The organism is Pantoea sp. Z09 (assembly GCF_022394795.1).
Lineage (GTDB): Bacteria > Pseudomonadota > Gammaproteobacteria > Enterobacterales > Enterobacteriaceae > Pantoea > Pantoea latae.
In genome coordinates this window covers 1,570,729-1,596,798 of sequence record NZ_CP092373.1, presented here as the reverse complement: position 1 = coordinate 1,596,798, position 26,070 = coordinate 1,570,729, and the positions used below count along the sequence as shown (strand labels likewise).

General features: G+C 60.5%; 21 protein-coding genes. 2 read left to right on the top strand and 19 right to left on the bottom strand.

Annotated features, from left to right (window positions below; translation table 11 throughout):
- Positions 1–37 precede the first annotated feature (37 nt).
- Positions 38–1,183, top strand: a complete 1,146-nt coding sequence (locus MC269_RS07600; protein WP_239954715.1) for a MalY/PatB family protein — start codon at positions 38–40, stop codon at positions 1,181–1,183.
- Here MC269_RS07600 and MC269_RS07595 read toward each other — a convergent pair.
- On the bottom strand, positions 1,180–1,746 hold the full coding sequence (locus MC269_RS07595; RefSeq protein ID WP_081142655.1) for a VOC family protein: 567 nt from the start codon (positions 1,744–1,746) through the stop codon (positions 1,180–1,182). The genes MC269_RS07600 and MC269_RS07595 overlap by 4 nt on opposite strands.
- 627 nt (positions 1,747–2,373) lie before the next feature.
- Here MC269_RS07595 and argS point away from each other — a divergent pair.
- Positions 2,374–4,104 (top strand): arginine--tRNA ligase, encoded by a 1,731-nt coding sequence (gene argS, locus MC269_RS07590; protein WP_239954713.1) that lies wholly within the window; start codon positions 2,374–2,376, stop codon positions 4,102–4,104.
- 662 nt (positions 4,105–4,766) lie between these two features.
- On the opposite strand, the gene MC269_RS07585 is transcribed toward argS, so the two are convergent.
- The 18 genes from MC269_RS07585 to otsB form a co-directional block, all read right to left on the bottom strand.
- On the bottom strand, positions 4,767–5,168 hold the full coding sequence (locus tag MC269_RS07585; protein WP_239954712.1) for a flagellar protein FlhE: 402 nt from the start codon (positions 5,166–5,168) through the stop codon (positions 4,767–4,769).
- Positions 5,168–7,261 (bottom strand): flagellar biosynthesis protein FlhA, encoded by a 2,094-nt coding sequence (gene flhA, locus MC269_RS07580; RefSeq protein WP_081142835.1) that lies wholly within the window; start codon positions 7,259–7,261, stop codon positions 5,168–5,170. Before flhA ends, MC269_RS07585 begins: the two co-directional genes overlap by 1 nt.
- A complete protein-coding gene (gene flhB, locus MC269_RS07575) occupies positions 7,254–8,402 on the bottom strand; it encodes a flagellar biosynthesis protein FlhB (RefSeq protein WP_239954711.1) in 1,149 nt (382 codons plus the stop codon). Before flhB ends, flhA begins: the two co-directional genes overlap by 8 nt.
- Positions 8,403–8,545: 143 nt before the next feature.
- Positions 8,546–9,187, bottom strand: a complete 642-nt coding sequence (cheZ, locus tag MC269_RS07570) for a protein phosphatase CheZ (RefSeq protein WP_081142831.1) — start codon at positions 9,185–9,187, stop codon at positions 8,546–8,548.
- A gap of 9 nt (positions 9,188–9,196) precedes the next feature.
- On the bottom strand, positions 9,197–9,586 hold the full coding sequence (gene cheY, locus MC269_RS07565; protein WP_081142829.1) for a chemotaxis response regulator CheY: 390 nt from the start codon (positions 9,584–9,586) through the stop codon (positions 9,197–9,199).
- Between the two features lie 39 nt (positions 9,587–9,625).
- Complete coding sequence (locus MC269_RS07560) at positions 9,626–10,675, bottom strand: chemotaxis response regulator protein-glutamate methylesterase (RefSeq protein ID WP_081142827.1); 1,050 nt, start codon at positions 10,673–10,675, stop codon at positions 9,626–9,628.
- Positions 10,675–11,547 carry a protein-glutamate O-methyltransferase CheR gene (cheR, locus tag MC269_RS07555; protein ID WP_081142825.1) on the bottom strand — a complete coding sequence of 291 codons (873 nt, stop codon included), beginning with the start codon at positions 11,545–11,547 and terminating at the stop codon, positions 10,675–10,677. Before cheR ends, MC269_RS07560 begins: the two co-directional genes overlap by 1 nt.
- Before the next feature lie 84 nt (positions 11,548–11,631).
- Positions 11,632–13,308: a methyl-accepting chemotaxis protein gene (locus MC269_RS07550; RefSeq protein WP_239954710.1), complete on the bottom strand. Its 1,677-nt coding sequence runs from the start codon at positions 13,306–13,308 to the stop codon at positions 11,632–11,634.
- Positions 13,309–13,465: 157 nt separating this feature from the next.
- Complete coding sequence (locus tag MC269_RS07545) at positions 13,466–15,127, bottom strand: methyl-accepting chemotaxis protein (RefSeq protein WP_239954709.1); 1,662 nt, start codon at positions 15,125–15,127, stop codon at positions 13,466–13,468.
- A 170-nt stretch (positions 15,128–15,297) separates the two neighbouring features.
- Entirely contained in the window at positions 15,298–16,977 is a 1,680-nt protein-coding gene (locus tag MC269_RS07540) for a methyl-accepting chemotaxis protein (RefSeq protein ID WP_239954708.1), read from the bottom strand.
- Between the two features lie 157 nt (positions 16,978–17,134).
- Complete coding sequence (gene cheW, locus MC269_RS07535; protein WP_081142815.1) at positions 17,135–17,632, bottom strand: chemotaxis protein CheW; 498 nt, start codon at positions 17,630–17,632, stop codon at positions 17,135–17,137.
- 22 nt (positions 17,633–17,654) lie between these two features.
- The gene (gene cheA, locus MC269_RS07530) at positions 17,655–19,628 is read right to left on the bottom strand and encodes a chemotaxis protein CheA (protein ID WP_239954707.1); all 1,974 of its coding nucleotides are present in this window, start codon (positions 19,626–19,628) and stop codon (positions 17,655–17,657) included.
- A gap of 10 nt (positions 19,629–19,638) precedes the next feature.
- A complete protein-coding gene (motB, locus tag MC269_RS07525) occupies positions 19,639–20,586 on the bottom strand; it encodes a flagellar motor protein MotB (protein ID WP_239954705.1) in 948 nt (315 codons plus the stop codon).
- Positions 20,583–21,470 carry a flagellar motor stator protein MotA gene (gene motA / locus MC269_RS07520; RefSeq protein ID WP_081142809.1) on the bottom strand — a complete coding sequence of 296 codons (888 nt, stop codon included), beginning with the start codon at positions 21,468–21,470 and terminating at the stop codon, positions 20,583–20,585. The genes motB and motA overlap by 4 nt, the downstream gene beginning before the upstream one ends.
- Positions 21,471–21,604: 134 nt before the next feature.
- Positions 21,605–22,183, bottom strand: coding sequence for a flagellar transcriptional regulator FlhC (gene flhC / locus MC269_RS07515; protein WP_033749746.1), 579 nt, complete (start codon positions 22,181–22,183; stop codon positions 21,605–21,607).
- Positions 22,184–22,534: a flagellar transcriptional regulator FlhD gene (flhD, locus tag MC269_RS07510; RefSeq protein WP_081142807.1), complete on the bottom strand. Its 351-nt coding sequence runs from the start codon at positions 22,532–22,534 to the stop codon at positions 22,184–22,186. It lies immediately after the preceding gene.
- Positions 22,535–23,495: 961 nt separating this feature from the next.
- Positions 23,496–24,932 carry an alpha,alpha-trehalose-phosphate synthase gene (gene otsA, locus MC269_RS07505; protein WP_081142805.1) on the bottom strand — a complete coding sequence of 479 codons (1,437 nt, stop codon included), beginning with the start codon at positions 24,930–24,932 and terminating at the stop codon, positions 23,496–23,498.
- A gap of 5 nt (positions 24,933–24,937) precedes the next feature.
- Positions 24,938–25,717 (bottom strand): trehalose-phosphatase, encoded by a 780-nt coding sequence (gene otsB / locus MC269_RS07500; RefSeq protein ID WP_239954703.1) that lies wholly within the window; start codon positions 25,715–25,717, stop codon positions 24,938–24,940.
- Between the last annotated feature and the right edge of the window lie 353 nt (positions 25,718–26,070).

Genomic DNA, 26,070 nt, shown 5'->3' with positions numbered 1-26,070 from the left:
TCTGGCAACAGACATCAGTTTACGTGGAAAACCGCGCATGGCATTTAATTTTGACCAACGGATAGACCGTCGTCACAGCGATAGTCTCAAATGGAACAAATACAGTGACCCGGACCTGCTTCCGCTGTGGGTGGCGGACACCGATTTCCGCTCGCCCGAGTGTGTGATCGACGCGATAAAAAGCCGCGCCGATCATGGTGTTTTCGGCTATGGCACGCGGCCAGCCGGCTTCATCGACGCGGCGCTGGCGCGTCTCGAACAGCGCTACCAGTGGAAAGTAGAGCCGGAATGGCTGGTGGTGCTGCCTGGCGTGGTGAGCGGCCTTAATCTGACGGTGCGCGCCATGACGGCGCGCGACGAACGCTCTCTCTCGCCGTCGCCCATTTATCCGCCGTTTCGCGGCGCAGCGAAGCTGGCGGAGCGCGAGCAGCGCTATCTGCCGCTGACGCTGCAGGCGGGACGCTGGGTGGTCGACCTCAGTCAGGCGGATGCGCAGCTCAACGGTAAAGAGAAGCTGCTGCTGCTCTGCAACCCGCAGAACCCCGGCGGCACCGTTTATCGCCGCGACGAGCTGGAGGCGCAGCTGGCGTTTGCCCAGCGGCACGATCTAATCGTCTGTTCGGATGAGATCCACTGCGATCTGCTGCTGACGCCCGGCGCGCGTCATATCCCCTTCGCCAGCCTGAGCGAAGACGCCGCGCAGCGCAGCATTACGCTGATCTCCCCTTCCAAGAGCTTTAATATCGCCGGGCTGGGCGCCTCGCTGGCGATTATTCCCAATGCCGGGCTGCGCGCGCGCTTTAAGCAGGCGCGCTACGGCATCGTGCCCGACGTCGATATTCTGGCGCTGGTGGCCGCCGAAGCGGCATGGCGTCACGGCGACGCCTGGCTGGCGGCGCAGCTCGACTATCTGCGCGTCAGCCGCGATCGGCTGCATGCGGCCGTCAACGCGCTGCCGGGCGTCTCGATGGCGCTGCCGGAAGCGACCTACTTAGGCTGGATCGACTGCAGCGGGCTGGATGTCGCCAGCCCGGCGCTCTATTTCGAAAAGCACGGACTGGGTTTCTCCCCCGGCCGCGACTTCGGCGACGATCGCTTTGTACGCTTTAATTTTGGCTGCACTCACGCCACGCTGGACGAGGCGCTGCGCCGTTTCCAGACAGCGGTCACCGCGCGCGCTTAGCCCGCCTCGCTGGCGACGATCTCCTCCAGTCGCCACGGATGAAACTTTATCGTGGTCTGCCCGTCGGTCACCGCTAAGGTCGGATTGGGCAGCCGCTCGTTTTCCCCTTTTGGCGAACTGGTTTTAAACGAGATGCCGGGCTGCGTCAGCGCGTCGTCGCTGAGCAGCGCCATGGCGCGCACGCCCAGCGTCTGGTGATCGCCGCGCAGCACGATTTCCACATGCTCAAAACCTTCATGGCGATAGCGTTTCTCCCCCGGCCAGGGTAGCTCGACCACGTCGATCTGCCAGCCGTTCAGCGCTAAGGGCTGGTGCAGCTTAAACAGGCGGATAGGCCGGCCATTGATGATTGCCTCGGAAAACTGGCTGCCGATTTTCGCCAGCCCCTGCTGCCAGCGCTCCGCGGTGCTGTTTTGATGACAGCGCACGGCGATATGATCCGCTTCGAGCGTCGCTAAGCTTAATCCGAGGCGCGCGGCGAATTCTTCCAGCGCTGCGCTAAAACGCGCCAGATCGATGGCTAAATCCGCTAATTCAGAGGGAAAAGAGAGGTTGGAAGTCATAAAACGCCCTTGTTTGTTTACGTTTTTTTATCAATACAAAGTCCCGCCAGCACTGGTTCAGGCGCGATTAAATGATAAGAATCATCCGATTTGCCCCCGATTTTGCCGCAAAACCATGTAATAAGCCCTTTTAATTCGGATTTATCCCCGCTTCAGGGCCAGTAGTTTCTGGATGAAAGTGCACTAAATTGCTGAAATTAATGACATTCATTTATACAATGAGATAACTCTTATTTGCCCGCCAAACAATTGCAGCAGCACCGCCTTTCTTATAAATTTGACCTAACACAACTACAAGGAATGGCTCTATGTTCATGCTCATTGTTGTCGCAGTCCTGATCGCACTGATGGGATTTGCAATTTCCCGCCACTGGAAGGTGCGAGAAGATAAAAGCGTCAAAAACCCTCGTCGCCATCTTCGCCGTCGTTAGCCTCTCTTTCGGGAAACCGGCCTGACGCCGTTTCCCCGCACTCTCTCTGCGCGGCGACTGCTGACGCAACGTGACATTTCACGTATACTTCCCCCTTCTTTTTTTCCATTCTGCGCGGCCTGCGGGCGCTCTGGCAGGATGATGACAATGGCTCGCTGCGCAGCAGTCGAGCCTTTCAGCATATGAAGGTAATGCGGTGAATATTCAGGCTCTTCTTTCCGAAAAAGTCAGTCAGGCGATGATTTTAGCCGGTGCGCCGGCCGACTGTGAACCCCAGGTTCGTCAGTCCGCTAAAGTTCAGTTTGGGGATTATCAGGCCAACGGCATTATGGCGGTGGCGAAAAAACTGGGACAGGCGCCGCGACAGCTGGCTGAAAGCGTGATAACCCACCTTGATTTAGCGGGCATCGCCAGCAAGGTCGAGATCGCTGGCCCGGGCTTTATCAATATTTTCCTCGACCGCAGCTGGCTGGCCGCACAGGCAAAACAGGCGCTGACGCAGCCGCGTCTCGGCGTCGCCGCCGTTGAGCCGCAAACCATCGTTGTCGACTACTCGGCGCCTAACGTGGCGAAAGAGATGCATGTCGGCCACGTGCGCTCTACCATTATCGGCGATGCCGCCGTGCGCACCCTGTCGTTCCTCGGGCATAACGTGATCCGCGCCAACCACGTCGGCGACTGGGGCACGCAGTTCGGTATGCTGATCGCCTTTCTGGAGAAGCAGCAGAACGAGCACCACGAGGAGATCGCGCTGGCCGATCTGGAAGCCTTCTACCGCGAAGCGAAACGCACCTACGACGAAGACGAAGCCTTCGCCGAGCGCGCGCGCGCCTACGTGGTGAAGCTGCAGGGCGGCGACGAATATTGCCGCACCATGTGGAAGAAGCTGGTGGATATCACCATGGGGCAGAATCAGCTGATTTATGACCGCCTGAACGTGACGCTGACCCGCAAAGACGTGATGGGCGAAAGCCTCTATAACGATATGCTGCCGGGCATCGTCGCCGATCTGCGCGTCAAAGGGCTGGCTGTCACCAGCGAGGGCGCCACCGTGGTGTTCCTCGACGAGTTCCAGAATAAAGAAGGCGAGCCGATGGGCGTCATCATTCAGAAGAAAGATGGCGGCTACCTCTATACCACCACCGATATTGCCTGCGCCAAATATCGCTACGAGACGCTGAAGGCCGATCGCGTGCTTTATTACATCGATTCGCGTCAGCATCAGCATCTGCAGCAGGCGTGGACCATCGTGCGCAAAGCGGGCTACGTGCCGGAATCAGTGCCGCTGGAGCACCACGCCTTCGGCATGATGCTGGGTAAAGATGGCCGCCCGTTCAAAACCCGCAGCGGCGGCACCATTAAGCTCGCCGATCTGCTGGATGAGGCGCACGATCGCGCACTGAAGCTGGTGCGCGAGAAGAACCCGGAGATGAGCGAAGCGGAGCTGCAGCAGCTGGCGGAAGTGGTCGGCATCGGCGCGGTGAAGTACGCCGATCTGTCGAAGAGCCGCACCACCGACTACATCTTCGACTGGGACAATATGCTGGCGTTTGAGGGCAATACTGCGCCCTATATGCAGTATGCCTACACCCGCGTGCTCTCGGTGTTCCGCAAAGCGGGCGTTGACGTCGACAGCATCGACGCGCCGCTGGCGATTACCGAAGATCGCGAAGCGCAGCTGGCGACGCGCCTGCTGCAGTTTGAAGAGACCATCACGCAGGTGGCGCGCGACGGCACGCCGCACGTGATGTGCGCCTATCTTTATGACCTGGCGGGTCTTTTCTCCGGCTTCTACGAGCACTGCCCGATCCTCAGCGCGGAAGAGGAATCGACGCGCCTGAGCCGCCTGCAGCTGGCGGCGCTGACGGCGAAGACCCTGAAGCAGGGGCTGGATACGTTGGGTATCAAAACCGTCGAGCGTATGTAATAAACAAAAACCCTGCCCTGGCGTAATGCTTGTCAGTTAATCACAGGGTGATGACGCAGTCTGGTGCCGCTCTGGGGCGGGCGGTCCTCGCGCCGCTGACGCGGTCCCTTCACGTCACTCGTCTGCCTCACGGACCGGTGGGGATGGAACCTCCCTGTTCCAGCCCCACCTTTCGCCCGCATCCCTGCGGGCTCTCCTGGCAGACTCACTCTGTTCAGCGCTGCGAAATGCCCGCCCCAGAGCGGCACCAGCCTGCTGGCCAGCTTCCGTGAGCGCTGCTGGAAAGGGCATAAGGGAGCGGACGGCAGCGTTTCTACTGCTACAAAGGGCACTCTGCCTGAGGCCACTGCGCCTCCTCTGCTGTAGAGGGCTATTCGCAGCGCTGAGGCGGAAACGTTGTGCCAGGAGCCGGTCGCAGGGAGGCGACAGGCAGTTCGGGTAGGCCTGGATGGCCGTACCCGAACGGTCCGGCCGGCACGACGTTGCAGCCGAAGGCACCGCGCAGCGGCGCGAGGACGGCCCGGCAGCAGAGGAGGTGCAGTGGCCCGCACCAATATGCTCACACGCGTACACGCGTATAAGAAAAGGCCGCTTTTTTCTTAAAAAGCGGCCTTTTCTGAACCTGACCTTCACTGACAAGCATTACGCCTCGGCGGGGTTTTTTAATGCTGATAATTTACCATCACTTCGCTGCTCAGCACCCTCAGCCCCGGCGGCAGCGCCCCGCTGCCCGCTACGCCAAACACCATATAGAGCGTTTCGCTCGCGTCGAGATGCGCCAGCGCACGTGTGGCGCCGCTGCCGCCCTCCAGCGAGGCGCAGCGCTGCGCGCCGCACAGCTTCACCTGCAATCCCGACGGCGCGGCGCCGGTCAGCTGATAGCGCCAGTTAATCAGGCTCACCGAGCCGGAAATCCCCGGCGGCGCGCGCAGCGGTTTCGACTTCACCCAGCCGCCCCGGTTGCTGAGCGCCGGGCCGCTGACGCTGGCGTGCCAGGCGCCCGTGGCGGCGAAAAGCGGCAGCGCCGTCAGCAGCAGCGCCAGTCCCAGACGCCAGCGCGCCATTACTTGCCACCGATAGTGGCGGTCATGCGGATATGCCGGTTGTCGGTCAGCTCCATATTGGAGAGCACCACCAGCTGCGGCAGATTGCGGCGCAGAAAGCGCGCCAGCAGCGCGCGCAGCGGATGGTTGACCAGCAGCACCGGTGGCGCGCCCAGCATCTCCTGACGCTGCAGCGCGGCCTGCGCCTGCTCCAGCAGCCGGTCGGCCAGGCCAGGCTCCAGCCCGCCGCCGCCCTGCAGCGCCTGCAGCAGCAGACGCTCCAGCGTCGCATCGAGGCCAATCACCTGCACTTCGCCGTTGCCGGGGAACCACTGCTGGCTAATGGCGCGGCCCAGCGCCACGCGTACCACGCTGGTCAGCTCCTGCGGATCGCTCTGCACCGGCGCATGCTCCGCCAGGGTTTCAATAATGGTGCGCATATCGCGGATTGAAACGCGCTCGGTCAGCAGGTTTTGCAGCACCTTGTGCAGCGTCGTCAGGGTAATCACGCCCGGCACCAGATCCTCGGTCAGCTTCGGCATCTCCTGGCTCACGCGATCCAGCAGCTGCTGCGCCTCCTGACGGCCGAACAGCTCGCTGGCGTACTGGCCAATCAGGTGATTAAGGTGCGTCGCTACTACGGTGCTCGCCTCCACCACGGTAAAGCCCTGAATCTGCGCCTGCTCTTTCAGCGCGCTGTCGATCCAGATGGCCGCCAGCCCGAACGCCGGATCGACGGTCGCCTCGCCCGGCAGCGTGCCCGCCGCCGTGCCGGGGTTAATCGCCATCCAGCGGCCCGGATAGGCGTCGCCGCTGCCAATCTCCACCCCTTTCATCAGAATGCGATAGCGCGCAGGCGGCAGCTCCATATTGTCGCGGATATGCACCACCGGCGGCAGAAAGCCGACATCCTGCGCCACCTTTTTACGGATGCTGCGGATGCGTCCCAGCAGCTCGCCGTTTTGGTTGTTGTCCACCATCGGGATCAGACGATAGCCCACCTCCATGCCGAGGGTGTCTTCCAGCTGCACGTCGGTCCAGGAGGCCTCGGTATTAGCGGGCGTATCCTGAGGCTTGATAAGCGAACTGCTGGCCGCTTCCGGGTTCTTCTTCGCCTCCATCTCGCGGCCGCGCATCCACCAGGCAAGGCCGAGCAGCGCGCCGGTAAACAGCAGGAAAACGAAGTTCGGCATGCCAGGCACCATGCCCAGCAGGCCGAGCACGCCGGCGCTGAGCAGCATCACGCGCGGGTTTTTGAACAGCTGGCTCACCATCTGCTCGCCGACGTCCTGATCGGTGCCGACGCGGGTGACGATCACGCCCGCCGCGGTAGAGATCACCAGCGCCGGGATCTGTGCCACCAGGCCGTCGCCGATGGTCAGCAGCGTATAGGTTTCAGCAGCGTGGCCGATATCCAGCCCGTGCTGCACCACACCCACCAGCAGCCCGCCGATCACGTTGATCACCATAATGATGATCCCGGCGATGGCGTCGCCGCGCACGAACTTACTGGCGCCGTCCATCGAGCCGTAGAAGTCCGCCTCCTGGGTCACTTCGGTGCGGCGCTTTTTCGCCTCCTGTTCGCCGATCAAACCGGCGTTGAGGTCGGCGTCGATCGCCATCTGTTTACCGGGCATGCCGTCAAGTACGAAGCGCGCGCCCACCTCGGCGATACGCCCTGCACCTTTGGTGATCACCATAAAGTTGATCACCACCAGGATAACGAACACCACGATGCCGATGGCGAAGTTGCCGCCGACCAGGAAGTGGCCGAACGCCTCGACCACGCGCCCGGCCGCGCCGGCGCCGGTATGGCCTTCCATCAGGATGATACGGGTCGAGGCGACGTTAAGCGCCAGACGCAGCAGCGTGGAGAAGAGCAGAATGGTAGGAAAGGCGGCGAACTCCAGCGTGCGCTGGGTGAACATCGCCACCAGCAGCACCATAATCGAGAGCGCGATATTAAAAGTGAACAGCAGATCGAGGATGAAGGCGGGCAGCGGCAGCACCATCATCGACAGGATCATCATGATCAACACGGGACCGGCAAGCACCTGCCATTGCGTGTCTTTCAGGTTGTTCGGTAAACGCAGTTTTGCGGCCAGGTTAGCCATCGTTTCGCTTCTCTCCTGCAGGGTCCATATCCGCCGGAACCGGCAGATTCTTTGGTTTGTTCGGGATCAGGCCGCCTTCGCGCTTCCAGCGCCGCAGCTGCCAGACCCAGGCCAGCACTTCCGCCACCGCCGCGTAGAGCGCGCCGGGGATCTGCTGACCGATTTCGGTGTGCCGATAGAGCGCGCGCGCCAGCGGCGGCGCCTCCAGCAGCGGAATGCGGTGTTCGGCGGCGAGTTCGCGGATCTTCAGCGCCACGTCGCCCGCGCCTTTCGCCACCACTTTCGGCGCGCTCATCTTTTCGTTGTACTGCAGCGCCACGGAGTAGTGCGTCGGGTTGGTGACGATGACGTCCGCCTTCGGCACATCGGCCATCATGCGGCGGCGCGCGGCGGCGCGCATCGCCTGACGGATGCGCCCTTTCACATGCGGGTCGCCTTCCTGCTGTTTGAATTCGTCGCGGATCTCCTGGCGCGACATGCGCAGCTTTTTGTAGTAGCTGTAGAGCTGCCAGAAAACGTCGTAGCCCACCATCGGGATCAGGCCGAGCACCACCAGCGCGCAGCAGGCGGCAATCATCTCCAGCCCGTGCATCAGGGCGTTAGAGGGTGACTGGCTGATCAGCCGCAGCATCTCCGGCCAGTGCGACCAGATGTACCAGCCGCCGACGCTGCCGACCAGCACCGCCTTAAGGATGCCTTTGAACAGCTCGGTCCAGGCCTGCGCGGCGAACATGCGGGCGAAGCCGGGCAGCGGATTGAGCTTTTTAAAATCGACCTTGATCGATTTGCCGCTGATCACCAGGCCACCCAGCAGCATCGGCGCGGCGATCGCCACCATCACCAGCCCGGCCATCAGCGGCAGTAGCGCCATGACCGCCTGGCCAATCAGGCCGCTGATATGGCCGATAATCAGCTTGCTGTCGTTGACCATGCTGTGATCGAAACGCAGCCCGGAGGCGACCATCGCCGCCAGCCGACGCGCCATCAGCGAGCCGCCCAGCCAGAGGGTCATCAGGCCCGCCAGCAGCATCAGCACCGACGTCAGCTCGCGCGAACGCGGAATCTGCCCCTCTTCACGCGCTTTTTCAAGTCGGTGGGCTGTGGGCGATTCTGTTTTGTCCTCGTCGCTCTCTTCAGCCACGACAAACCTCAGTGAACAGGAATTCTGAGCATAGAATGCCAAATTTGGCTTTGGTTAAAGCGGAGATAAAACGGGGAAAAGCGCCGTTCATTGGCGGATGAGAAAGAAAAGGTGCCGCCAGCCGGAAGGCTGGCGGCGCGGGATTAAAACCCTAAGCTGTCCAGCAGGTCATCGACCTGATCCTGGTTCGCCACCACGCCCGGTGCATCGGCGTGGATCTGCGGACCGTTCAGCAGGCTGGTGCCCTCCTGACGCTTCTCGGCGCTCACTTCTGGCATATTCTCCAGCAGCACCATCAACAGCTGGCGCTCAATCTCCTGGATCACATCCATCATGCGCTTGATCACCTGACCGGTCAGGTCCTGGAAATCCTGCGCCATCATGATTTCAAGCAGCTGCTTGTTGGTGAAGGCGGTATGCTCTGGCACGTCGGTGAGGAATGCGCGCGTATCCGTCACCAACTCACGTGCGTCGGCCAGTTCAATCGGGTTTTCAAACCACTGGTCCCAACGCCCTTTTAGCTGGGTTGCCCCGGCTTCCATTTTATCCTGATGCGGTTGCGCCGCTTCTACGCAGTTCAGCGCGCGGTCGGCAGCCTGTGCCGTCATCTGCACCACATAATCCAGACGGTCGCGGGCGTCGGGAATGGCTTCGGCCGCATCGGCAATGGCTTTGTCCAGCCCCAGCTCGCGCAGGCTGTCGCGCAGCATGCGCGTCAGCGAGCCGATGCGAGCGATGATGTCGTGTGCCGAGGCATCCTCAGTTGGTTTCGGAAGGTCGCTCATCACATCTCCTTACATACCCAGTTTTTCGAAGATCTTGCCTAATTTCTCTTCCAGCGTGGCGGCGGTGAAGGGTTTCACCACGTAGCCGCTGGCGCCGGCCTGCGCCGCCGCGATAATGTTCTCTTTCTTCGCTTCTGCCGTGACCATCAGCACCGGCAGCTTGCCCAGCGTGGCGTCGCCGCGAATGGTCTGCAGCAGCTGCAGGCCGTCCATGTTCGGCATGTTCCAGTCAGAGATGACGAAGTCGAATCCGCCCGCTTTCAGCTTGCCCAGGGCGTCGACGCCGTCTTCTGCTTCTTCGACGTTGTTGAAGCCCAGTTCTTTCAGCAGGTTACGCACGATGCGACGCATCGTGTTGAAGTCGTCCACCACCAAAAAGCGCATGTTTTTATCAGCCATAATTACTCCTGTGTTATCTCGCCCGGCAGGACGGGCCTGTTAAATTCGCAGTGCCTGTCCGGCGCTAATTTTTGCCAGCATATGCTGGCTGATATTGCCTAAATCCACGACTTCGCTCACACCGCCGCTGGCGATGGCTTCTCGCGGCATACCAAAGACCACGCAGGAGGCTTCGCTCTGCGCAATGGTCCAGGCGCCGGCGCGGTGCATTTCCAGCATGCCCGCCGCGCCGTCATTGCCCATGCCGGTGAGGATCACCCCCACGGCGTTACGGCCGGCGTTGATCGCCACCGATCGAAACAGCACGTCTACCGACGGCTTGTGGCGATTCACCGGCGGCCCTTCATTCAGTTTCACCACATAGTTGGCGCCGCTGCGCGCCAGCTCCATATGCATCGCGCCCGGCGCGATATAGGCGTGCCCCGGCAGGATGCGCTCGCCGTCTTCCGCCTCTTTCACCGTGATCTGACAAAGCTTGTTGAGACGCTCGGCGAACGATTTGGTGAAGCCCGGCGGCATATGTTGAGTGATCATCAGCGCCGGACTGGTCGGCGGCAGCGGCTGCAGCACATGGCGGATCGCCTCGGTGCCGCCGGTCGAGGAGCCGATGGCGATCAGCTTCTCGCTGCTCAGCAGCGGGCCTGCTTTTAAGGTCACCGGCGCCGGCATTGTCGGACGAGCGTGCAGTCGGGCGCGCGCCGCCGCGCGGATCTTGTCGGCGATCATCTGGCTGTAGGCCAGCATCCCTTCGCGAATGCCGAGCTGCGGCTTGGTGACGAAATCGACCGCGCCCAGCTCCAGCGCGCGCAGCGTAATTTCCGAGCCTTTGCCGGTCAGCGACGACACCATTACCACCGGCATCGGGCGCAGACGCATCAGCTTCTCGAGAAAGTCGAGGCCGTCCATGCGCGGCATCTCCACGTCCAGCGTCAGCACCTGCGGGTCGTACTGCTTGATCAAATCACGCGCGACTAAGGGATCGGGCGCGGTCGCCACCATCTCCATATCGGGATGGCTGTTGATGATTTCGGTCATCAGCTGTCGCATCAGCGCGGAGTCGTCCACGCACATTACGGTGATTTTGCTCATCATCTTTCCTTCGTCAGTCCATAGACGGTTTGTCCGCGCAGCCAGAACTCTTTGCTGATCTGACTGAAGTTCTCTGAGTGACCGGCAAACAGCAGGCCGCCTGGCTTCAGCAGCGGCACAAACCGACGCAGGATCTTCTCCTGCGTCTCTTTATCGAAATAGATCATTACGTTGCGGCAGAAGATCGCATCGAAAGGTCCCGGCAGCGCCCAGTCGTTGGCCAGCAGGTTGAGCCGGGCGAAGCTGACGCTGTTCGCCAGCTCCGGCCGCACGCGCACCATACCATCATGGGGGCCGGTGCCGCGCAGGAAAAAGCGCTGCAGCTGCTGCTGCGAGAGGGTGCGCAGCTCCTCCTGGCGATAGACGCCGGCGACCGCTTTCTCCAGCACCTGGGTGTCGATATCGCTGGCGTGCACCTGAAATTTGCCTGGTCCGGCGCCCAGCGTCTCCGCCAGCGTCATGGCGATGGAGTAAGGCTCCTCACCGGTCGAGGCGGCGGCACACCAGACGTTAAAGCTGCCGGAGCGCTTGCGCGCATGTTCCGCCAGAATGGGGAAATGGTGCGCCTCGCGGAAAAAAGCGGTCAGGTTGGTGGTCAGCGCGTTGATAAACGCCTGCCACTCCGCGCTGTTGGCATCGTTCTCCAGCAGCGCCAGATAGCGGCCAAAGTCATCAATATTCAGCGTGCGCAGGCGGCGCACCAGCCGGTTGTACACCATCTCGCGCTTGTGGTCGGCCAGCACAATGCCGGCGCGCTGATAGATCAGCTGGCTGATACGACGAAAGTGTGTATCCGAGAGCGGCAACCGCTGCACCATCTGCGAGAGCAGCGTTGTCGCGTCGTTTTGATCCAGTAACGTCGATTTCTTCATTTCAGGTCACCTGGCACTGTACTTCACTGATTAAATTCTGCTGCTATGCCGGTCGGCGTTGCCGCCAACCGGCCATCCAGGCGATTAAAAGGTTTCCCAGTTGTCGTCGCTGCGTACAGCTGACGCGCGGGAGGCCGCGACCGGCGCCTCCAGACGAACACTGTTCGACGCCGTAGTTCTGTTAACGGCCTGGGCGACAAATTCTTTACCAATATTGAACACAGAAACCGCCTGTTTCAGTCGGCTGGCCTGATCTTCCAGCGAGCCGGCCGCCGAGGCGGACTCTTCCACCAGCGCGGCGTTCTGCTGGGTGACGCGATCCATCTCCGTCACCGCCAGACCGACCTGGTCGATGCCGCGGCTCTGCTCGTCCGACGCCGAGGCGATTTCGCCCATGATGTCGGTAACGCGCGTCACCGCATTGACGATGTCCTGCATGGTTTCGCCGGCGCTCTCCACCAGCACCGAGCCGGTGTCGACGCGCGCCACGGAGTCCTCAATCAGCGCCTTGATCTCTTTCGCCGCCTGGGCGCTGCGCTGCGCCAGGCTGCGCACCTCGCCCGCCACCACCGCGAAGCCGCGGCCCTGTTCGCCGGCGCGCGCCGCCTCGACGGCCGCGTTCAGCGCCAGGATATTGGTCTGGAAGGCGATGCCGTCGATGACGCTGGTGATGTCGGCAATCTTCTTCGAGCTGCCGGCGATGTCGCTCATAGTTTTCACCACGCCGTCCACCACTTTGCCGCCCTGCTGCGCGGTTTCCGACGCGTTGAGCGCCAGCTGCGACGCCTGACGCGCGTTCTCGGCGTTCTGCTTCACGGTGGCGGTGAGCTGCTCCATGCTGGCGGCGGTCTGCTCCAGCGACGCCGCCTGCTGCTCGGTGCGCGAAGAGAGGTCGTTATTGCCGATGGCGATTTCGCTGGCGCCGGTGTAGATGGCGTCCGCGCCGTCGCGTACCGTCGAGACGGTGCGCACCAGCTCGGTCTGCATGTGCTGCAGCGCCGTCAGCAGATCGCCCAGCTCATTGCGCACGCTAAAGGCGATCGGCTGCGTCAGGTCGCCGCGCGCGATATGGCGGATATGCTCGATGCTCTGCTTCAGCGGCCCGATCAGCGAGCCGCGCATTACCGTCCAGACCAGCAGGCTGATCAGCAGCGTGATCAGCACCATGCCGACCGCGATCATAATGGCGTGGTCGTAGGCGCTGTTGTTGGCGTCGATGCCCTGCCTGGCCAGCAGCTGGTTATGGCTCTGCCAGGCGTTGTAATCCTTTGCAAATTTGTCCTGAAAACCCTGGGTCGGCTGATCGACGAAGCCTTTGAAATTGCCCGTGCCGAGAAAACCGGTCAGCTCGGTCAGCGCGTCGCGGTAGGCTTTGTAGTTGGCCTGCAGCGTCAGCACGTTTTCAGCGGTTTTGCCCTTTTCCGACAGGTTGGCGTTGAAGTCGGCAAACCCCTGGTCGGCCACTTTCAACTCTTCATTGGCCAGCGCCACCAGATCCTGCACGGTGGCGCCTGAGCCTGCCTGCTGGCTGTCGAGCAGGTAGCGGATCCCGGCGCGGTTCAGCGTGTTGCGCGCCTGAACCAGGGAGACCCATGAGGTGCCCATCGCCTGCTGCAGCGTCGCGAGACGCTGGTTATAGGCAAAATTCTCTTTGTCGGCTTTCACCGTATTAAAAAAAGCGCCTCCGGAAACCAGCTGCAGCAGCACAAACAGCACCAGCACACTCAGCAGACCGGAGACAACGCGTACTCGATTAAACATAAACACCTCATTGGTTGGCGGATCGCACTAGTTATCGGCCTCAATGAAGGGATCTTTATGTAAGGAAGCAGCGGTTGGACCAGAGGAGGAAAAAGCCTGCGCGGCCTGGCAGCAAGGGATCGAAACAGCCCGCTTCCCTGCGGGCGTAAACAGCGGTTTAGAAGGTTTCCCAGTTATCGCCGCTGACCGTTGCCGCCTGCGGCTGACGCGCCAGCGGCGCGGCCGCAACGGCGCGGGTTGCCGCGCGCGGTGCCTGCGCGGCGCGCGGGATGGCGAACACCGACACCGACTCGCTGAGGCGGCTCGCCTGCGCTTCGAGCGAGGCCGCGGCAGAAGCAGACTCCTCCACCAGCGCGGCGTTCTGCTGCGTCACGCGATCCATCTCGGTGACCGCCTGGCCCACCTGGTCGATGCCGCGGCTCTGCTCATCCGACGCCGAGGCGATCTCGCCCATGATGTCGGTGACGCGCGTCACCGCGCCGACGATGTCGCTCATGGTCTCGCCCGCCGTGCCGACCAGCTGCGAGCCGGCGTTGACGCGATTTACCGAGTCCTCAATCAGCGACTTAATCTCTTTCGCCGCCTGGGCGCTGCGCTGCGCCAGGCTGCGCACCTCGCCCGCTACCACGGCGAAACCGCGGCCCTGTTCGCCGGCGCGCGCTGCTTCCACCGCCGCGTTCAGCGCCAGGATATTGGTCTGAAAGGCGATGCCGTCGATGACACCGGTAATATCGGCAATCTTCTTCGAGCTGCCGGCAATATCGCTCATGGTTTTCACCACGCCGTCTACCACATCGCCGCCTTTACGCGCGGTTTCCGAGGCGCTGAGCGCCAGCTGCGACGCCTGACGGGCGTTCTCGGCGTTCTGCTTCACGGTGGCGGTGAGCTGTTCCATGCTGGCGGCGGTCTGCTCCAGCGACGCCGCCTGCTGTTCAGTGCGCGCGGAGAGATCGTTGTTGCCCGCCGAAATTTCGCTGGCGCCGCTCAGGATGGCGTCGGAGCCGTCGCGCACGTTGCTGACGGTGCGCACCAGCGACTGCTGCATCTCCTGCAGCCCGTTCGCCAGCTGGCTCATTTCATTGCGCCCTTCCACCGCGATCGGCTGGGTCAGATCTCCCGCCGCAATGGTGCGGATATGGGTCAGCAGCTGGTGCAGCGGCTGGATCAGCACCTGACGCAGGCCAAACCAGCAGACCGCCACCACGCCGATCACCAGCAGCGCCACCGTCGCCAGCAGCCACATCATCTGGGTGAATGCGCGCTGGTTCTGCTCCGCGCCCTGCGCGGCGAGCGTGGTCTGTCTGGCACGCCAGTCGCTGTAGGCGGCCTGCATCGTGTTCTGGATCTGTTCGATATTAAAGCGGAACATCCCGTCCAGATCGCGCGCCTTCAGGCGCTCCAGCATGCCGGCCAGGCCGTCGTGATAGCTGGCGTACTGCGCCTCCAGCCGATCGCGCAGCGCCACCTCCAGCCCCGGCGTGGCGGGCAAATCGTAGTAGATTTTAAAATTGCGATCGGCCAGCGCCAGCTGCTGTTCGGTCTGTTTAACCAGCTCGTCCAGCGGGCCGCCGTTAATCTGCGCCGCGGTGCTGCTCTGCAGGCGCAGCATGGCGCGGTTGAGGGTGATGCGCGTCTGGTTAAGCGCGATCCAGGCGTCGGTCATCGCCGTAACGTTATTCGTAGAGACCTGCGCCAGCGCGAACGCCTCTTTGTCTTTCTGCAGTGCCGACCAGAACAGCCCGCCCGACGTCAGCTGCAGCAGGCTAAAAATAGCCAGCACGGCGATCAGGCTGGTCACCACTTTAATGCGTTTCAACATATATTTTTCCCGGGGATCATTAAAAAAACGTGCAGGCTCTCTATCGGCGCGCCAGCGTCAGATCTGAGCGGGTTTAACGGTTTTCAGAGTTATGTAGGTTTTAAAAGCGGGAAGCACGGCTAGAGAGGGGAAATAGCATGCCGGACGGATGCCCGGCATGCAGGTGGCGCTTAGAAGGTTTCCCAGTTGGCGTCGCTGCCGGGCGCGGCCAGCGCCTTGCGCGGCGCGGCGGAAGCCAGGCTGAGCGCGGGCGCCGCAATTTGTACGTGTCGAGTGCCAACCGCCGCGGCCGCCGCGCGCGGGATCTTGAACACCGCCACCGACTGGCTGAGACGGCTCGCCTGCGACTCCAGCGAGGCCGCCGCCGCCGCCGACTCCTCCACCAGCGAGGCGTTCTGCTGCGTCACGCGATCCATCTCGGTCACCGCCTGACCCACCTGGTCGATGCCGCGGCTCTGCTCGTCCGACGCCGAGGCGATTTCGCCCATGATGTCGGTGACGCGCGTCACCGCGCTGACGATGTCGCTCATGGTGTCGCCCGCCGTGCCGACCAGCTGCGAGCCAGCGTTGACGCGGTTCACCGAGTCCTCAATCAGCGACTTGATCTCTTTCGCCGCCTGGGCGCTGCGCTGCGCCAGGCTGCGCACCTCGCCCGCCACCACCGCGAAGCCGCGGCCCTGTTCGCCGGCGCGCGCCGCCTCGACTGCCGCGTTCAGCGCCAGGATATTGGTCTGGAAGGCGATGCCGTCGATGACGCTGGTGATGTCGGCGATCTTCTTCGAGCTGCCGGCGATGTCGCTCATGGTTTTCACCACGCCGTCCACCACGCTGCCGCCTTTCTGCGCGGTCTCTGACGCGCTGAGCGCCAGCTGCGACGCCTGGCGCGCGTTCTCGGCGTTCTGCTTCACGGTGGCGGTGAGCTGCTCCATGCTGGCGGCGGTCTGCTCCAGCGACGCCGCCTGCTCTTCGGTGCGCGCGGAGAGATCGTTGTTGCCCGCCGATATTTCGCTGGCGCCGGTAAAGATGGCGTCGGAGCCGTCGCGCACGTTGCTGACGGTGCGCACCAGCGACTGCTGCATCTCCTGCAGGCTGGCGGCCAGCTGGCTCATTTCGTTACGCCCTTCCACCTGAATCGGCTGGGTCAGGTCACCCTGAGCGATCTGCTGGATATGCGCAATATTCGCGTTTAGCGGGTTAATCAGCACGCGACGCAGGCCGACCCAGCAGAGCGCGATCGTCACTACTACCAGCGCCATAATCGCGCCCAGGATCCACAGCATGCGCGCATAGGCGCTGGCGTTTTTCGCCACGCCCAGCTCGGCGAGGTGCGCCTGATCGGCGCGCCAGTCGGTATAGAGCTTAAGGAACGCGCTCTGGCTCGGCGCCACCGGCGCCTGGGCCACGCCCGCCATATCGCTGGCGATCAGCGCCTCCTGCAGCTGGCGCAGCGCATCCGCGTAGGCAGCGTAGGCGACGTCCAGCTCTTTATTCAGCGCGACGTTCTGCCCGGTGGTGTCGGGGATCGACTTATAGAGTTTGAAGTTATCCGCGGCCGACTGCTGGAAATGTTTGCTGTCATCGATCAGGTGATCGATATCCGCGTCTTTGCCGCTGAGTTTACTGGTGGCGATACGCAGCTGGACGCGCGTCAGCACCACGCGGCTCTGGTTCAGGCTGGCGTAGGCGTCGTTGAGCGCCGCCTGATTGCGGCTGGCGAGCTGCGACACGTTAAAGCTGTTTTTATCGTCGCTGAGCGCAGAGAAAAAGATTGCTCCTGAGAAGGCCTGGAACAGGCCAAACATCAGTAAAACCAGCAGCAGGCTGGTGACTACACGTATTTTGGTTAGCATAAGGAGCCCTGGGAAAGTAGAAGATAAAGCAGAACAATTATCGGCCAGCGGCGGGAGATATTTAGGGCAAGGCAGGAAAAAGAAGAAATCTATTATCTTGATTTTAAAAGGAAATAGTCACGAGCCGGTGTTATCCCGGCCCGTGAAAAAAAGCGGCTTACGCGCTGCGCAGCGTATCCATCAGCGCCATCTCTTCGCTGCTCAGCAGCTTCTCGATGTCCACCAGAATCAGCATACGCTCGCCGAGCGCGCCGAGGCCGGTGAGATACTCGGTCGACATGGTGACGGCGAATTCCGGCGCCGGGCGGATCTGATCCTGCGTCAGCGACAGCACGTCAGAGACGCCGTCCACCACGATGCCGACCACGCGATGCTCCAGATTCAGCACGATCACCACGGTGTTGTCGTTGTACTCGACGTCGGGCTGGGAAAACTTCACGCGCAGGTCGATAATCGGCACGATCACGCCGCGCAGGTTGGTGACGCCCTTGATGAACTCCGGCGTGTTGGCGATGCGCGTCACCTGGTCGTAGCCGCGGATCTCCTGCACCTTGAGAATATCGATACCGTACTCTTCATCTCCCAGCGTAAATACCAGGAACTCCTGGCCGACGGTTTCGCCGGCGATTTTGGTCACGGTTGCCATTCCAGTCATGTTTCTACCCTTTTGTTATCAGTCAGGCGGCCGCGCCGGCCACACGTTTTTCACGATTCAGCGATTGCAGCGCTGATACGTCGACGATCAGCGCCACGCTGCCGTCGCCCAGGATGGTGGCGGCGGAGATGCCAGGCACTTTGCGATAGTTGCTCTCGAGGTTTTTCACCACCACCTGGTGCTGGCCAATCAGCTGATCCACCAGCAGCGCGTAGCGCTTGCCCGCGCTCTGCAGGATCACCACGATGCCCTGCGTCGCCTCGGTTTTCGCGCCCTGCACGTCGAACACGTTCCACAGCTCGACCAGCGGCAGGTATTCGCCGCGCACTTCCAGCACGCACTCGCCGCCCGCCAGCGGCTTCAGCTCTTCGCTGCGCGGCTGCAGGGACTCCATCACCGCGTTGAGCGGCAGAATAAAGACTTCATCCGCCACGCGCACCGACATGCCGTCGAGGATCGCCAGCGTCAGCGGCAGCAGAATGCGGATGGTGGTGCCTTTGCCCTGCTTCGAGGCGATCTCAACATGGCCGCCCATCTCCTGGATGTTTCGCTTCACCACATCCATGCCGACGCCGCGGCCCGACACGTCGGTGACCTGCTCGGCGGTGGAGAAGCCCGGTGCGAAGATCAGCATGCCGACCTCTTCGTCGCTCATGTTTTCGCTGACCGGCAGGCCAGACGAGAGCGCCTTGGCGAGGATGCGCTCGCGGTTCAGGCCCGCGCCGTCGTCGGAGACCTCAATGCAGATGTTGCCGCCCTGATGCTCTGCCGACAGCGTCAGGTTGCCGGTGGCGACTTTGCCCGCCGCGAGGCGTTTTTCCGGCGACTCGATGCCGTGGTCGAGGCTGTTGCGCACCAGGTGCGTCAGCGGATCGATAATGCGTTCGATCAGGCTCTTGTCGAGTTCGGTGGAGCTGCCGAGCAGCGTCAGCTCGACTTCTTTGCCCAGCTTGCTTGCCAGATCGCGCACCAGACGCGGGAAGCGGCTAAAGACATACTCCATCGGCATCATGCGGATCGACATCACCGATTCCTGCAAATCGCGCGCGTTGCGCTCCAGCTGGCCCATGCTGTTCAGCAGGTCGCCATGCGCCACCGGGTCGAGTTCGCCCGAGCGCTGCGCCAGCATCGACTGGGTGATCACCAGTTCGCCGACCAGGTTGATCAGCTGATCGACCTTCTCTACCGCCACGCGGATGCTGCTCGACTCGCTGGTTTTGGCCGGCGCGGCGGCGCGTTTGGCTTCACGCTTCGCCACCGGCAGTTCGCTGACGCTGGCGCTCTGCACCGGCGCGGCCTCTTCCACCGGCTGCGGCTCGGCGACCGGCGCGGCTTCTGCGGCGGCGGCGGCTTCCGGGAAGCGGATCTGCGCTTCGTCGATGACGAAGCAGAGCACCGCCACGATATCGTCTTTGCCGACGCCGTCGATGTTCGCTTCCAGGCTGTCACTGCCCTTCACCACCTGGCTCAGGCTGCCGAGATTGCCCAGTTCTTCCAGCAGCAGATCGACTTCTCTCTCTTTGAGGTTGATCAGCTGCACGCGCAGTCCGCTGCTCGCTGGCGCGGCCTGCGCCACGGGTGCGGCGGCCGGCGCGGGAACGGGCAGGCCTTTGGCCTCTAACGCCAGCTGGCGCAGCGCCTCGCAGATATAGTTAAAGCTTTCCGCGTTCGGCTCTTGCGCGGTTTTATAGGCATCGAGCTGTTCCTGCATAATATCTTTGGTTTCCAAAAACAGGTTGATGATGTCGGTGCTGAGCTGCATCTCGCCGCGACGAGCACCATCCAGAATGTTTTCCAGAATATGGGTGGTTTCCTGCAATACCGTAAAGCCGAAGGTTCCGGCGCCGCCCTTGATAGAGTGGGCGGCGCGGAAGATGGCGTTTAGCTGCTCGGAGTCCGGCTCCTGGGGATCGAGACCCAACAGATGCTGCTCCATGTCGGCTAACAGCTCATCGGCCTCATCGAAAAACGTCTGGTAAAAATCGCTGATGTCCATGCTCACGGGATCACCTCGGCTGTGAGGGGGCTGCTGTGTTTACCGGGCTGCTGCTTTGTGGCACAGGCGGCGCGGTAATCTTTTCAATGGCCGCCGGATCGCTCACCTGGACGGCGTCGCTCTCGGCGTTCTCTTTTTCAATTGCCGCTTCGGTGTCGTGGTTCAACACCAGCAGGCTAATGCGGCGGTTAACGGCATCGTTGCCGCCGCGGTTCTTCAGTTTCATGGTGTCGGCCATGCCGACGACGCGCAGCACTTTGCCGCCGTCGAGACCGCCCATCACCAGTTCCCGTCGCGAGGCGTTGGCGCGATCGGCTGAAAGCTCCCAGTTGCTGTAGCCGCGATCGCCGCTGGCGTACTGAAAGTCGTCGGTATGCCCCGCCAGGCTGATGCGGTTGGGGATATCGTTCAGCAGCGGCGCGATGCCGCGCAGGATGTCGCGCATATAGGGCTCTACCTCCGCGCTGCCGGTTTTAAACATCGGCCGGTTCTGGCTGTCGACAATCTGAATGCGCAGCCCCTCTTCCACCATGTTGATGATCAGGTGCGGACGCAGCGCCTTCAGCCGCGGATCCGCCTCGATCAGCTGATCGAGCTTTTCCCGCAGGCGATTCAGGCGGATGTCATCCAGCTTGCGCTTCTGCTCATCCATATTGACGACTTTTTTCACTTCGCCCTGAATGCGCGTCGCGTCGTCGCCGCCGCCGGGGATCGGGCTGTCGCTGTCGCTGCTGCGCTTGCCGCCGGTCAGGGCGACCTTCAGCGGCGTTTTAAAATATTCGGCGATCTGCACCAGCTCCTGCGGGCTGGAGATGGAGATCAGCCACATCACCATAAAGAAGGCCATCATCGCCGTCATAAAGTCGGCATAGGCGATCTTCCAGGAGCCGTGGCCCCCTTCGTGGCCTTTATGCTTGCGCTTTTTGACGACGATGATGGGACGGTTGCTGTTCTTCATGCATTTTCGTCCGAAGTCTGTTTCGCCGGGTTCTTGGCGTTACGTACGTGCTCCTCCAGTTCGCTAAATGACGGGCGCTCGGCGGAATAGAGCGTCTTACGGCCAAACTCCACCGCGATCTGCGGCGCGTAGCCGTTCAGGCTGGAGAGCAGCGTGACCTTGATGCACTGCATCATCTTGGTGGTTTCAGAGCACTTCTGGCGCAGCACCGACGCCAGCGGCGAAATAAAGCCGTAGGCCAGCAGGATGCCGAGGAAGGTTCCCACCATCGCGTGCGCCACCAGCGCGCCCAGCTCGGCGGCCGGACGATCGGCGGAGGCGAGCGCGTGCACCACGCCCATTACCGCCGCCACGATGCCGAACGCCGGCAGGCCGTCGCCGACGGCGGATAAACTTTGCGCTGGCACTTCGCATTCGTGCTCGTAGGTTTCGATCTCTTCATCCATCAGCGCTTCAATCTCGAAGGCGTTCATATTGCCGCTGACCATCAGGCGCAAATAATCGGTAATAAAATCCACCAGCTGTTTATCGGCGAGAATACGCGGATAGTTAGCGAAAATTTCGCTCTGAGCGGGATCTTCAATATCGCGCTCCAGCGACAGCATGCCCTGCTGGCGCGATTTGGCCATCAGACGATAGAGCAGCGCCATCAAATCCATATAGAGGGCTTTGTTGTATTTTGAGCCGCGCATCAGTTTCGGCAGCGCTTTTAAGGTTTTTTTAATCGATTTGCCGTTGTTACCGACGAAAAAAGCGCCAATGGCGGCGCCGCCGATAATTAACAGTTCGGATGGCTGGTAAAGCGCGCCAAGATGGCCGCCCACCATTGCATATCCGCCCAACACGGATGCAACAACAATGATATAACCCAATAAGATCAGCACAAAAACATCCTTACGTCCGTAACGTGTTGGTGGAAGTTAAGCCAGAGGGCCGCAGGCGCTATTCAAATCGTGGGCAAAAAAAAAGCAGCGGGGAGAACCCCGCTGCTGGATGACTTTCCACGATGCGAACAAACTTAAACGGCGTGTTTAACCTGTTCATCCAGCAGTTGTGGAAAGGTATCGGCAGAATCTGCAGAAAGTTTACGTCTTTTTACCGCGCGTGACGGCGGCTGGCACAGGCTGCAGACGAAGCTGCCGACCGGCTGATGCGCATGGTTGATGAAACTGCCGTTGCAGCTTTTGCAGTCGGCGAGTTCCAGCATATTACTTTCAACGAATCGCACCAGGGTCCAGGCGCGCGTCAGCGCCAACAGCGGGCCCTCGTCCGATTGCGGACACTGTTCGAGATAGAGGCGGTACGCTTTGATAACCGCATCGACGCCGGTCGCCATGCCGGTTTTCAGCATAAACTGCCAGGCGTTGCAGAACATGGAAGCGTGAATATTCTGCTCCCACGTCATAAACCAGTCGGTGGAAAACGGCAGCATGCCTTTTGGCGGCGGACTGCCGCGCAGCTCTTTGTAGAGCTTAATCAGACGACCGCGGCTAAGCTGGGTTTCGCTCTCCAGCATTTGCAGACGCGCGCCCAGCGTAATTAATTCCATGGCGAGCTGAATATCGCGCGCTTCCTGGACAATACTTTTTTCGGACATTTACATCGCCCTCTTTTTCGCCGGCGTCTCTTCTTTTGAGACATTACGCAGTAAACGGCTGGATAATAAAATTCCGGTGTGGATTTGTTGTAAATCATCCACGCGAGATTCCTGCGTCAGGCGATTAATAATGGCGTGGTCATTAAAGCGAAACTGGCAAACCAACTGATTGGTTTCCGCTAACTTGACCATTTCCGGCAAGGTTAATTGCGACAATGCGTCAGCCATCTCTTCATCAATTCCGAGGCGAAACATTGCAGAAGCTTTTTCCTGGTTAATTAATCGCTGCGCAAGCAGTAAATAAGACAGATTGATATCATAAATATGTTTTAGTAAATCAGTTGTACCCATTTTTTCCATCCTGACAGACGCGACGTATTAGCATCGCAGAAAAACCCTCTGCGTTTCGGGTTGCTGGTTGGTAAATCTAAAGATGGCAAAAATTTACAGCCAAAAACCAAACGTACTCTGAAGTCTGCCACATGTTCTTGTGAACATATTTACAGTGCCAGTCAAAACCCCAGGGCCATTCTTTTTTAAATTATTGCGCTCTTCCGTGACGTCTCTTTACATTTTTTTAAGACTATTCCTAAAACAACGCAAATCTATCCCGTCTGATTTCCACATACAACGACAGAGATGTGAAATTTTAGATAAAGTGTGATCTGCGTCACACTTTTAAGGCAAATTTTTTCCTGAACCCTTCAGCATCGCTGTTATTTTGTCTGTTTTTTAGCCAACTTTACCGGATTTCACTTATATTTCGTCCTTGATAGGGGCTTATTCCTGTTACAGATATGATGTGTCAGGCCGCCTGACGACAACTCGATCTATTATCTTTAACATTGCGCTTAACACCCTATAAGCCGCCATTTACATCGCCAGCACCAGCATATTATGCTGAATAAGGCGCATGAGATCCGCTTTTAAATTAATCACTTAGTGCAACGGTTTCCTGGAGTGAGTAAGGGAAGCGTAAAGAGAGGCCGTGAGAGATCGACGCGTTTTAGCAACGAAGCGTTAACGCTTTACAGTGGACGTAAGGCTGCGGACAACAGATGTAACAGATGGTTACATTAGAATTGTGAATGAATAGCGGGTTTGACACTTTTGTACCTGACAACTATCGGCATTGGACGGGCAAACTTTAGGGCGAAACGTGAAAAAAGCGGCTTTTTTTTCTGAAATGCGGAGAGGTGCGGTCAGTGAGCCGCTAGCGGCTGCGTAAAAGGCTGAGCAAGAGGTTAGCGCGGCTGTTGATGCGGGGGAAGAAAAGCAGGTGACGGCCCGCTCGCGCGGGCCATCGACACTATCAGGCGAGTTTCGGGAAGGTCGCCACTTTATTTACCGTGCCGTGATCGGCGCTGCGCGGCGGAATCGCCCACAGATCCTTCAGGAAGCTCTCACGCCAGTGGGTGATATCCTGCTTGCGCAGCACCGCCATCATATCGTTGTAGCGCGATATGCGTTCGGTGCGCGGCATGGTCAGCGCCTTGTTGAGCGCGGCGGCAACCTCATCGCGATCGTAAGGGTTAACGATCAGCGCCGAGGTCAGTTCGTTGGCCGCGCCGGCGAAGCGCGACAGCACCAGCACGCCCGGATCGTCCGGGTCCTGCGCGGCGACATACTCTTTCGCCACCAGATTCATGCCGTCGCGCAGTGGCGTGACCAGACCCACGTCGGTCAGACGGAAGATCTTCATCAGCAGACGACGGTCGAAGTGCTGGTTAAGATAGTAGAGCGGCGTCCAGCCCAGGGTGCCGTACTTGCCGTTAATGCGGCCCGCCTCCGTCTCCAGCTGGTGACGGATATCCTGATAGGCCTGCACGTCGCCGCGCGAGGTCGGCGCGATCTGCGAATAGCGAATTTTGCCGCGATGCTCCGGGAAGTTCTCCAGCAGCGCTTCATAGGCAAGAAAACGCTCCGGCAGCCCTTTCGAATAGTCGAGGCGTTCGCAGGCGATGATGTTCTTCGCATCGCCCAGCTCGCGCTTCATCGCCGCCATTTTCGGCGGCAGCGGGCCTTCAGCCATCTCTTTGATGCTGTCCGGCTCGATGCCGATAGGATAGACCTCGGTCATAAAGGTGTTGCCGAACGCGCGGTGTTTCTTCTCGCCTTTGTTCTGCAGTTGCGTCAGCTGGCTCAGGCTGTCGAGGAAGGCGACGCGATCCGACTCGGTCTGGAAGCCCAGCAGATCGTATTCGCACAGCATCTCCAGCAGCTCTTTGTGCGGCGGCAGCGCGTTGAAGATTTCCGGCGTCGGGAACGGGATATGCAGGAAGAAGCCGATTCGGTTGTTAATGCCCTGCTTGCGCAGCGCGGCCGCAAAAGGCAGCAGGTGGTAATCGTGGATCCACAGTGTGTCATCCGGCTTGATCAGCGGCTTCAGGCGCTCCGCCAGCATCTCGTTGACGCGGCAGTAGCCATCCCAGGCTTCGCGCTGGAACTGCACCAGATCGAGGCGGTAGTGAAAGGCGGGCCAGACAACGGTATTGGAAAACTGGCAGTAGTACAGATCGTAATCGTTCTGACTCAGCGGCAGTGCGGCGTAGGAGATGCCGTCATGCTCTGCCTGCACCAGTTCGTCTTCCTCTTCTCCGGAAAATTCGCTGATTTCCCCGTTCCAGCCAAACCACAAACCGCCGGTGCTTTTCAGCGCGTCGAGAATGCCGACGGCGAGGCCGCCTGCGCTGGCTTTTTTCCCATCAGGAATGGCGATTCGGTTAGATACGACCACTAAACGACTCATAACCTTTACTCCTTACCGACGTTGTCTTGTTTTATTTGTAATAGTAATCGCTCCAGCCAGGCATAGACTGCCTCAACGTCTGGCAGGCGATAACGCGCCTGGCTGGAACCTTGTCCAATCTTCACGGAGATGCCCTGCATGGCGTTGACCGCGACAAAGCCTTTCTCATCCGTCAGATCGTCCCCAACGAATACCGGAATGCGACCGGTAAAGGGCGCTTCGCGCATAAAGGCGCGTACGGCTTCGCCTTTATCAATTCCCTGCGGTTTGATCTCCACCACGCATTTTCCCGGCTGCAGCGCCAGCGCCGGAAAGCGTTTCACGACCTGTTCCGCCAGGTCGAGCACATCCTGTTCATGCTGCATCGCCTGACGGTAATGCAGGGCGAAGGCCATACCTTTGGCCTCCAGCAAAGTGCCTGGCCAGCGATCCATCGCCTGCTGCAGCTGCAGCTGTAGCGCCTCGGCAACCTCTGGCTGCAGGCTGGTGCGGTGCATCTCGCCCTGGGCGTCGCGACGCTCGGCGCCATGCACGCCGGCGGCGGGCGCGACGAGCGGCGCGGCCAGCGCGTCAAGCTGCGCGATCGGCCGGCCGGAAACCAGCGCCAGCGCGCCATGACAAAGCAGGGAGAGTTGTTGCAGCTGCTGACGCACGGTTTCAGGAATGAAAACCGCGTCGGGCTGGGGCTGTATCGCAGCGAGCGTGCCGTCTACATCAAAAAAGAAGGCATAAAGACCGCCGCTCAGCGCAGGAAGCGAGGCATGTTCATTTGCCGCTTGGGTCACGTCTCTTCTCCTGTCGTTAATTCGGGCGCGGACGATTCGCGGCTTGTCAGGTCAGAGGCCTGGCTCGTCGGCGCGCCATTGCAGGATGTTTTAACAGGGGTGAATGTCAGCGGGTTCGGCAACCGGAACGGCCGCGCGTGAACCAGAAAGTGGAACAAAAACTGCGGATACCAGCATGTAAAATCGGATAAAACACCACTACGTTCAGGAACCACCACAGACATATCAACCTGACTGAAAACATCGTCGCGATTAAGTGTAGACGGTGCTGGCGCTTTTGCCAGTCCATGCGCTTTTTTTGCCTGTTCGCCACAGATTATCTTGTCTTTACCGCTTCGTTTACCTGTTTGTCC

Excerpts from the sequence above, each read along its gene's own strand:
- cheZ (WP_081142831.1), bottom strand. The coding sequence starts at position 9,187 with ATGAGCGACCTTCCGAAACCAACTGAGGATGCCTCGGCACACGACATC.
- MC269_RS07595 (WP_081142655.1), bottom strand. The coding sequence starts at position 1,746 with ATGACTTCCAACCTCTCTTTTCCCTCTGAATTAGCGGATTTAGCCATC.
- MC269_RS07550 (WP_239954710.1), bottom strand. The coding sequence starts at position 13,308 with ATGTTTAATCGAGTACGCGTTGTCTCCGGTCTGCTGAGTGTGCTGGTG.
- MC269_RS07540 (WP_239954708.1), bottom strand. The coding sequence starts at position 16,977 with ATGCTAACCAAAATACGTGTAGTCACCAGCCTGCTGCTGGTTTTACTG.
- otsA (WP_081142805.1), bottom strand. The coding sequence starts at position 24,932 with ATGAGTCGTTTAGTGGTCGTATCTAACCGAATCGCCATTCCTGATGGG.
- MC269_RS07545 (WP_239954709.1), bottom strand. The coding sequence starts at position 15,127 with ATGTTGAAACGCATTAAAGTGGTGACCAGCCTGATCGCCGTGCTGGCT.
- cheA (WP_239954707.1), bottom strand. The coding sequence starts at position 19,628 with ATGGACATCAGCGATTTTTACCAGACGTTTTTCGATGAGGCCGATGAG.
- MC269_RS07560 (WP_081142827.1), bottom strand. The coding sequence starts at position 10,675 with ATGAGCAAAATCACCGTAATGTGCGTGGACGACTCCGCGCTGATGCGA.
- MC269_RS07585 (WP_239954712.1), bottom strand. The coding sequence starts at position 5,168 with ATGGCGCGCTGGCGTCTGGGACTGGCGCTGCTGCTGACGGCGCTGCCG.
- MC269_RS07600 (WP_239954715.1), top strand. The coding sequence starts at position 38 with ATGGCATTTAATTTTGACCAACGGATAGACCGTCGTCACAGCGATAGT.
- cheW (WP_081142815.1), bottom strand. The coding sequence starts at position 17,632 with ATGACTGGAATGGCAACCGTGACCAAAATCGCCGGCGAAACCGTCGGC.
- flhD (WP_081142807.1), bottom strand. The coding sequence starts at position 22,534 with ATGGGTACAACTGATTTACTAAAACATATTTATGATATCAATCTGTCT.
- flhC (WP_033749746.1), bottom strand. The coding sequence starts at position 22,183 with ATGTCCGAAAAAAGTATTGTCCAGGAAGCGCGCGATATTCAGCTCGCC.
- motB (WP_239954705.1), bottom strand. The coding sequence starts at position 20,586 with ATGAAGAACAGCAACCGTCCCATCATCGTCGTCAAAAAGCGCAAGCAT.
- cheY (WP_081142829.1), bottom strand. The coding sequence starts at position 9,586 with ATGGCTGATAAAAACATGCGCTTTTTGGTGGTGGACGACTTCAACACG.
- flhA (WP_081142835.1), bottom strand. The coding sequence starts at position 7,261 with ATGGCTAACCTGGCCGCAAAACTGCGTTTACCGAACAACCTGAAAGAC.
- cheR (WP_081142825.1), bottom strand. The coding sequence starts at position 11,547 with ATGAAGAAATCGACGTTACTGGATCAAAACGACGCGACAACGCTGCTC.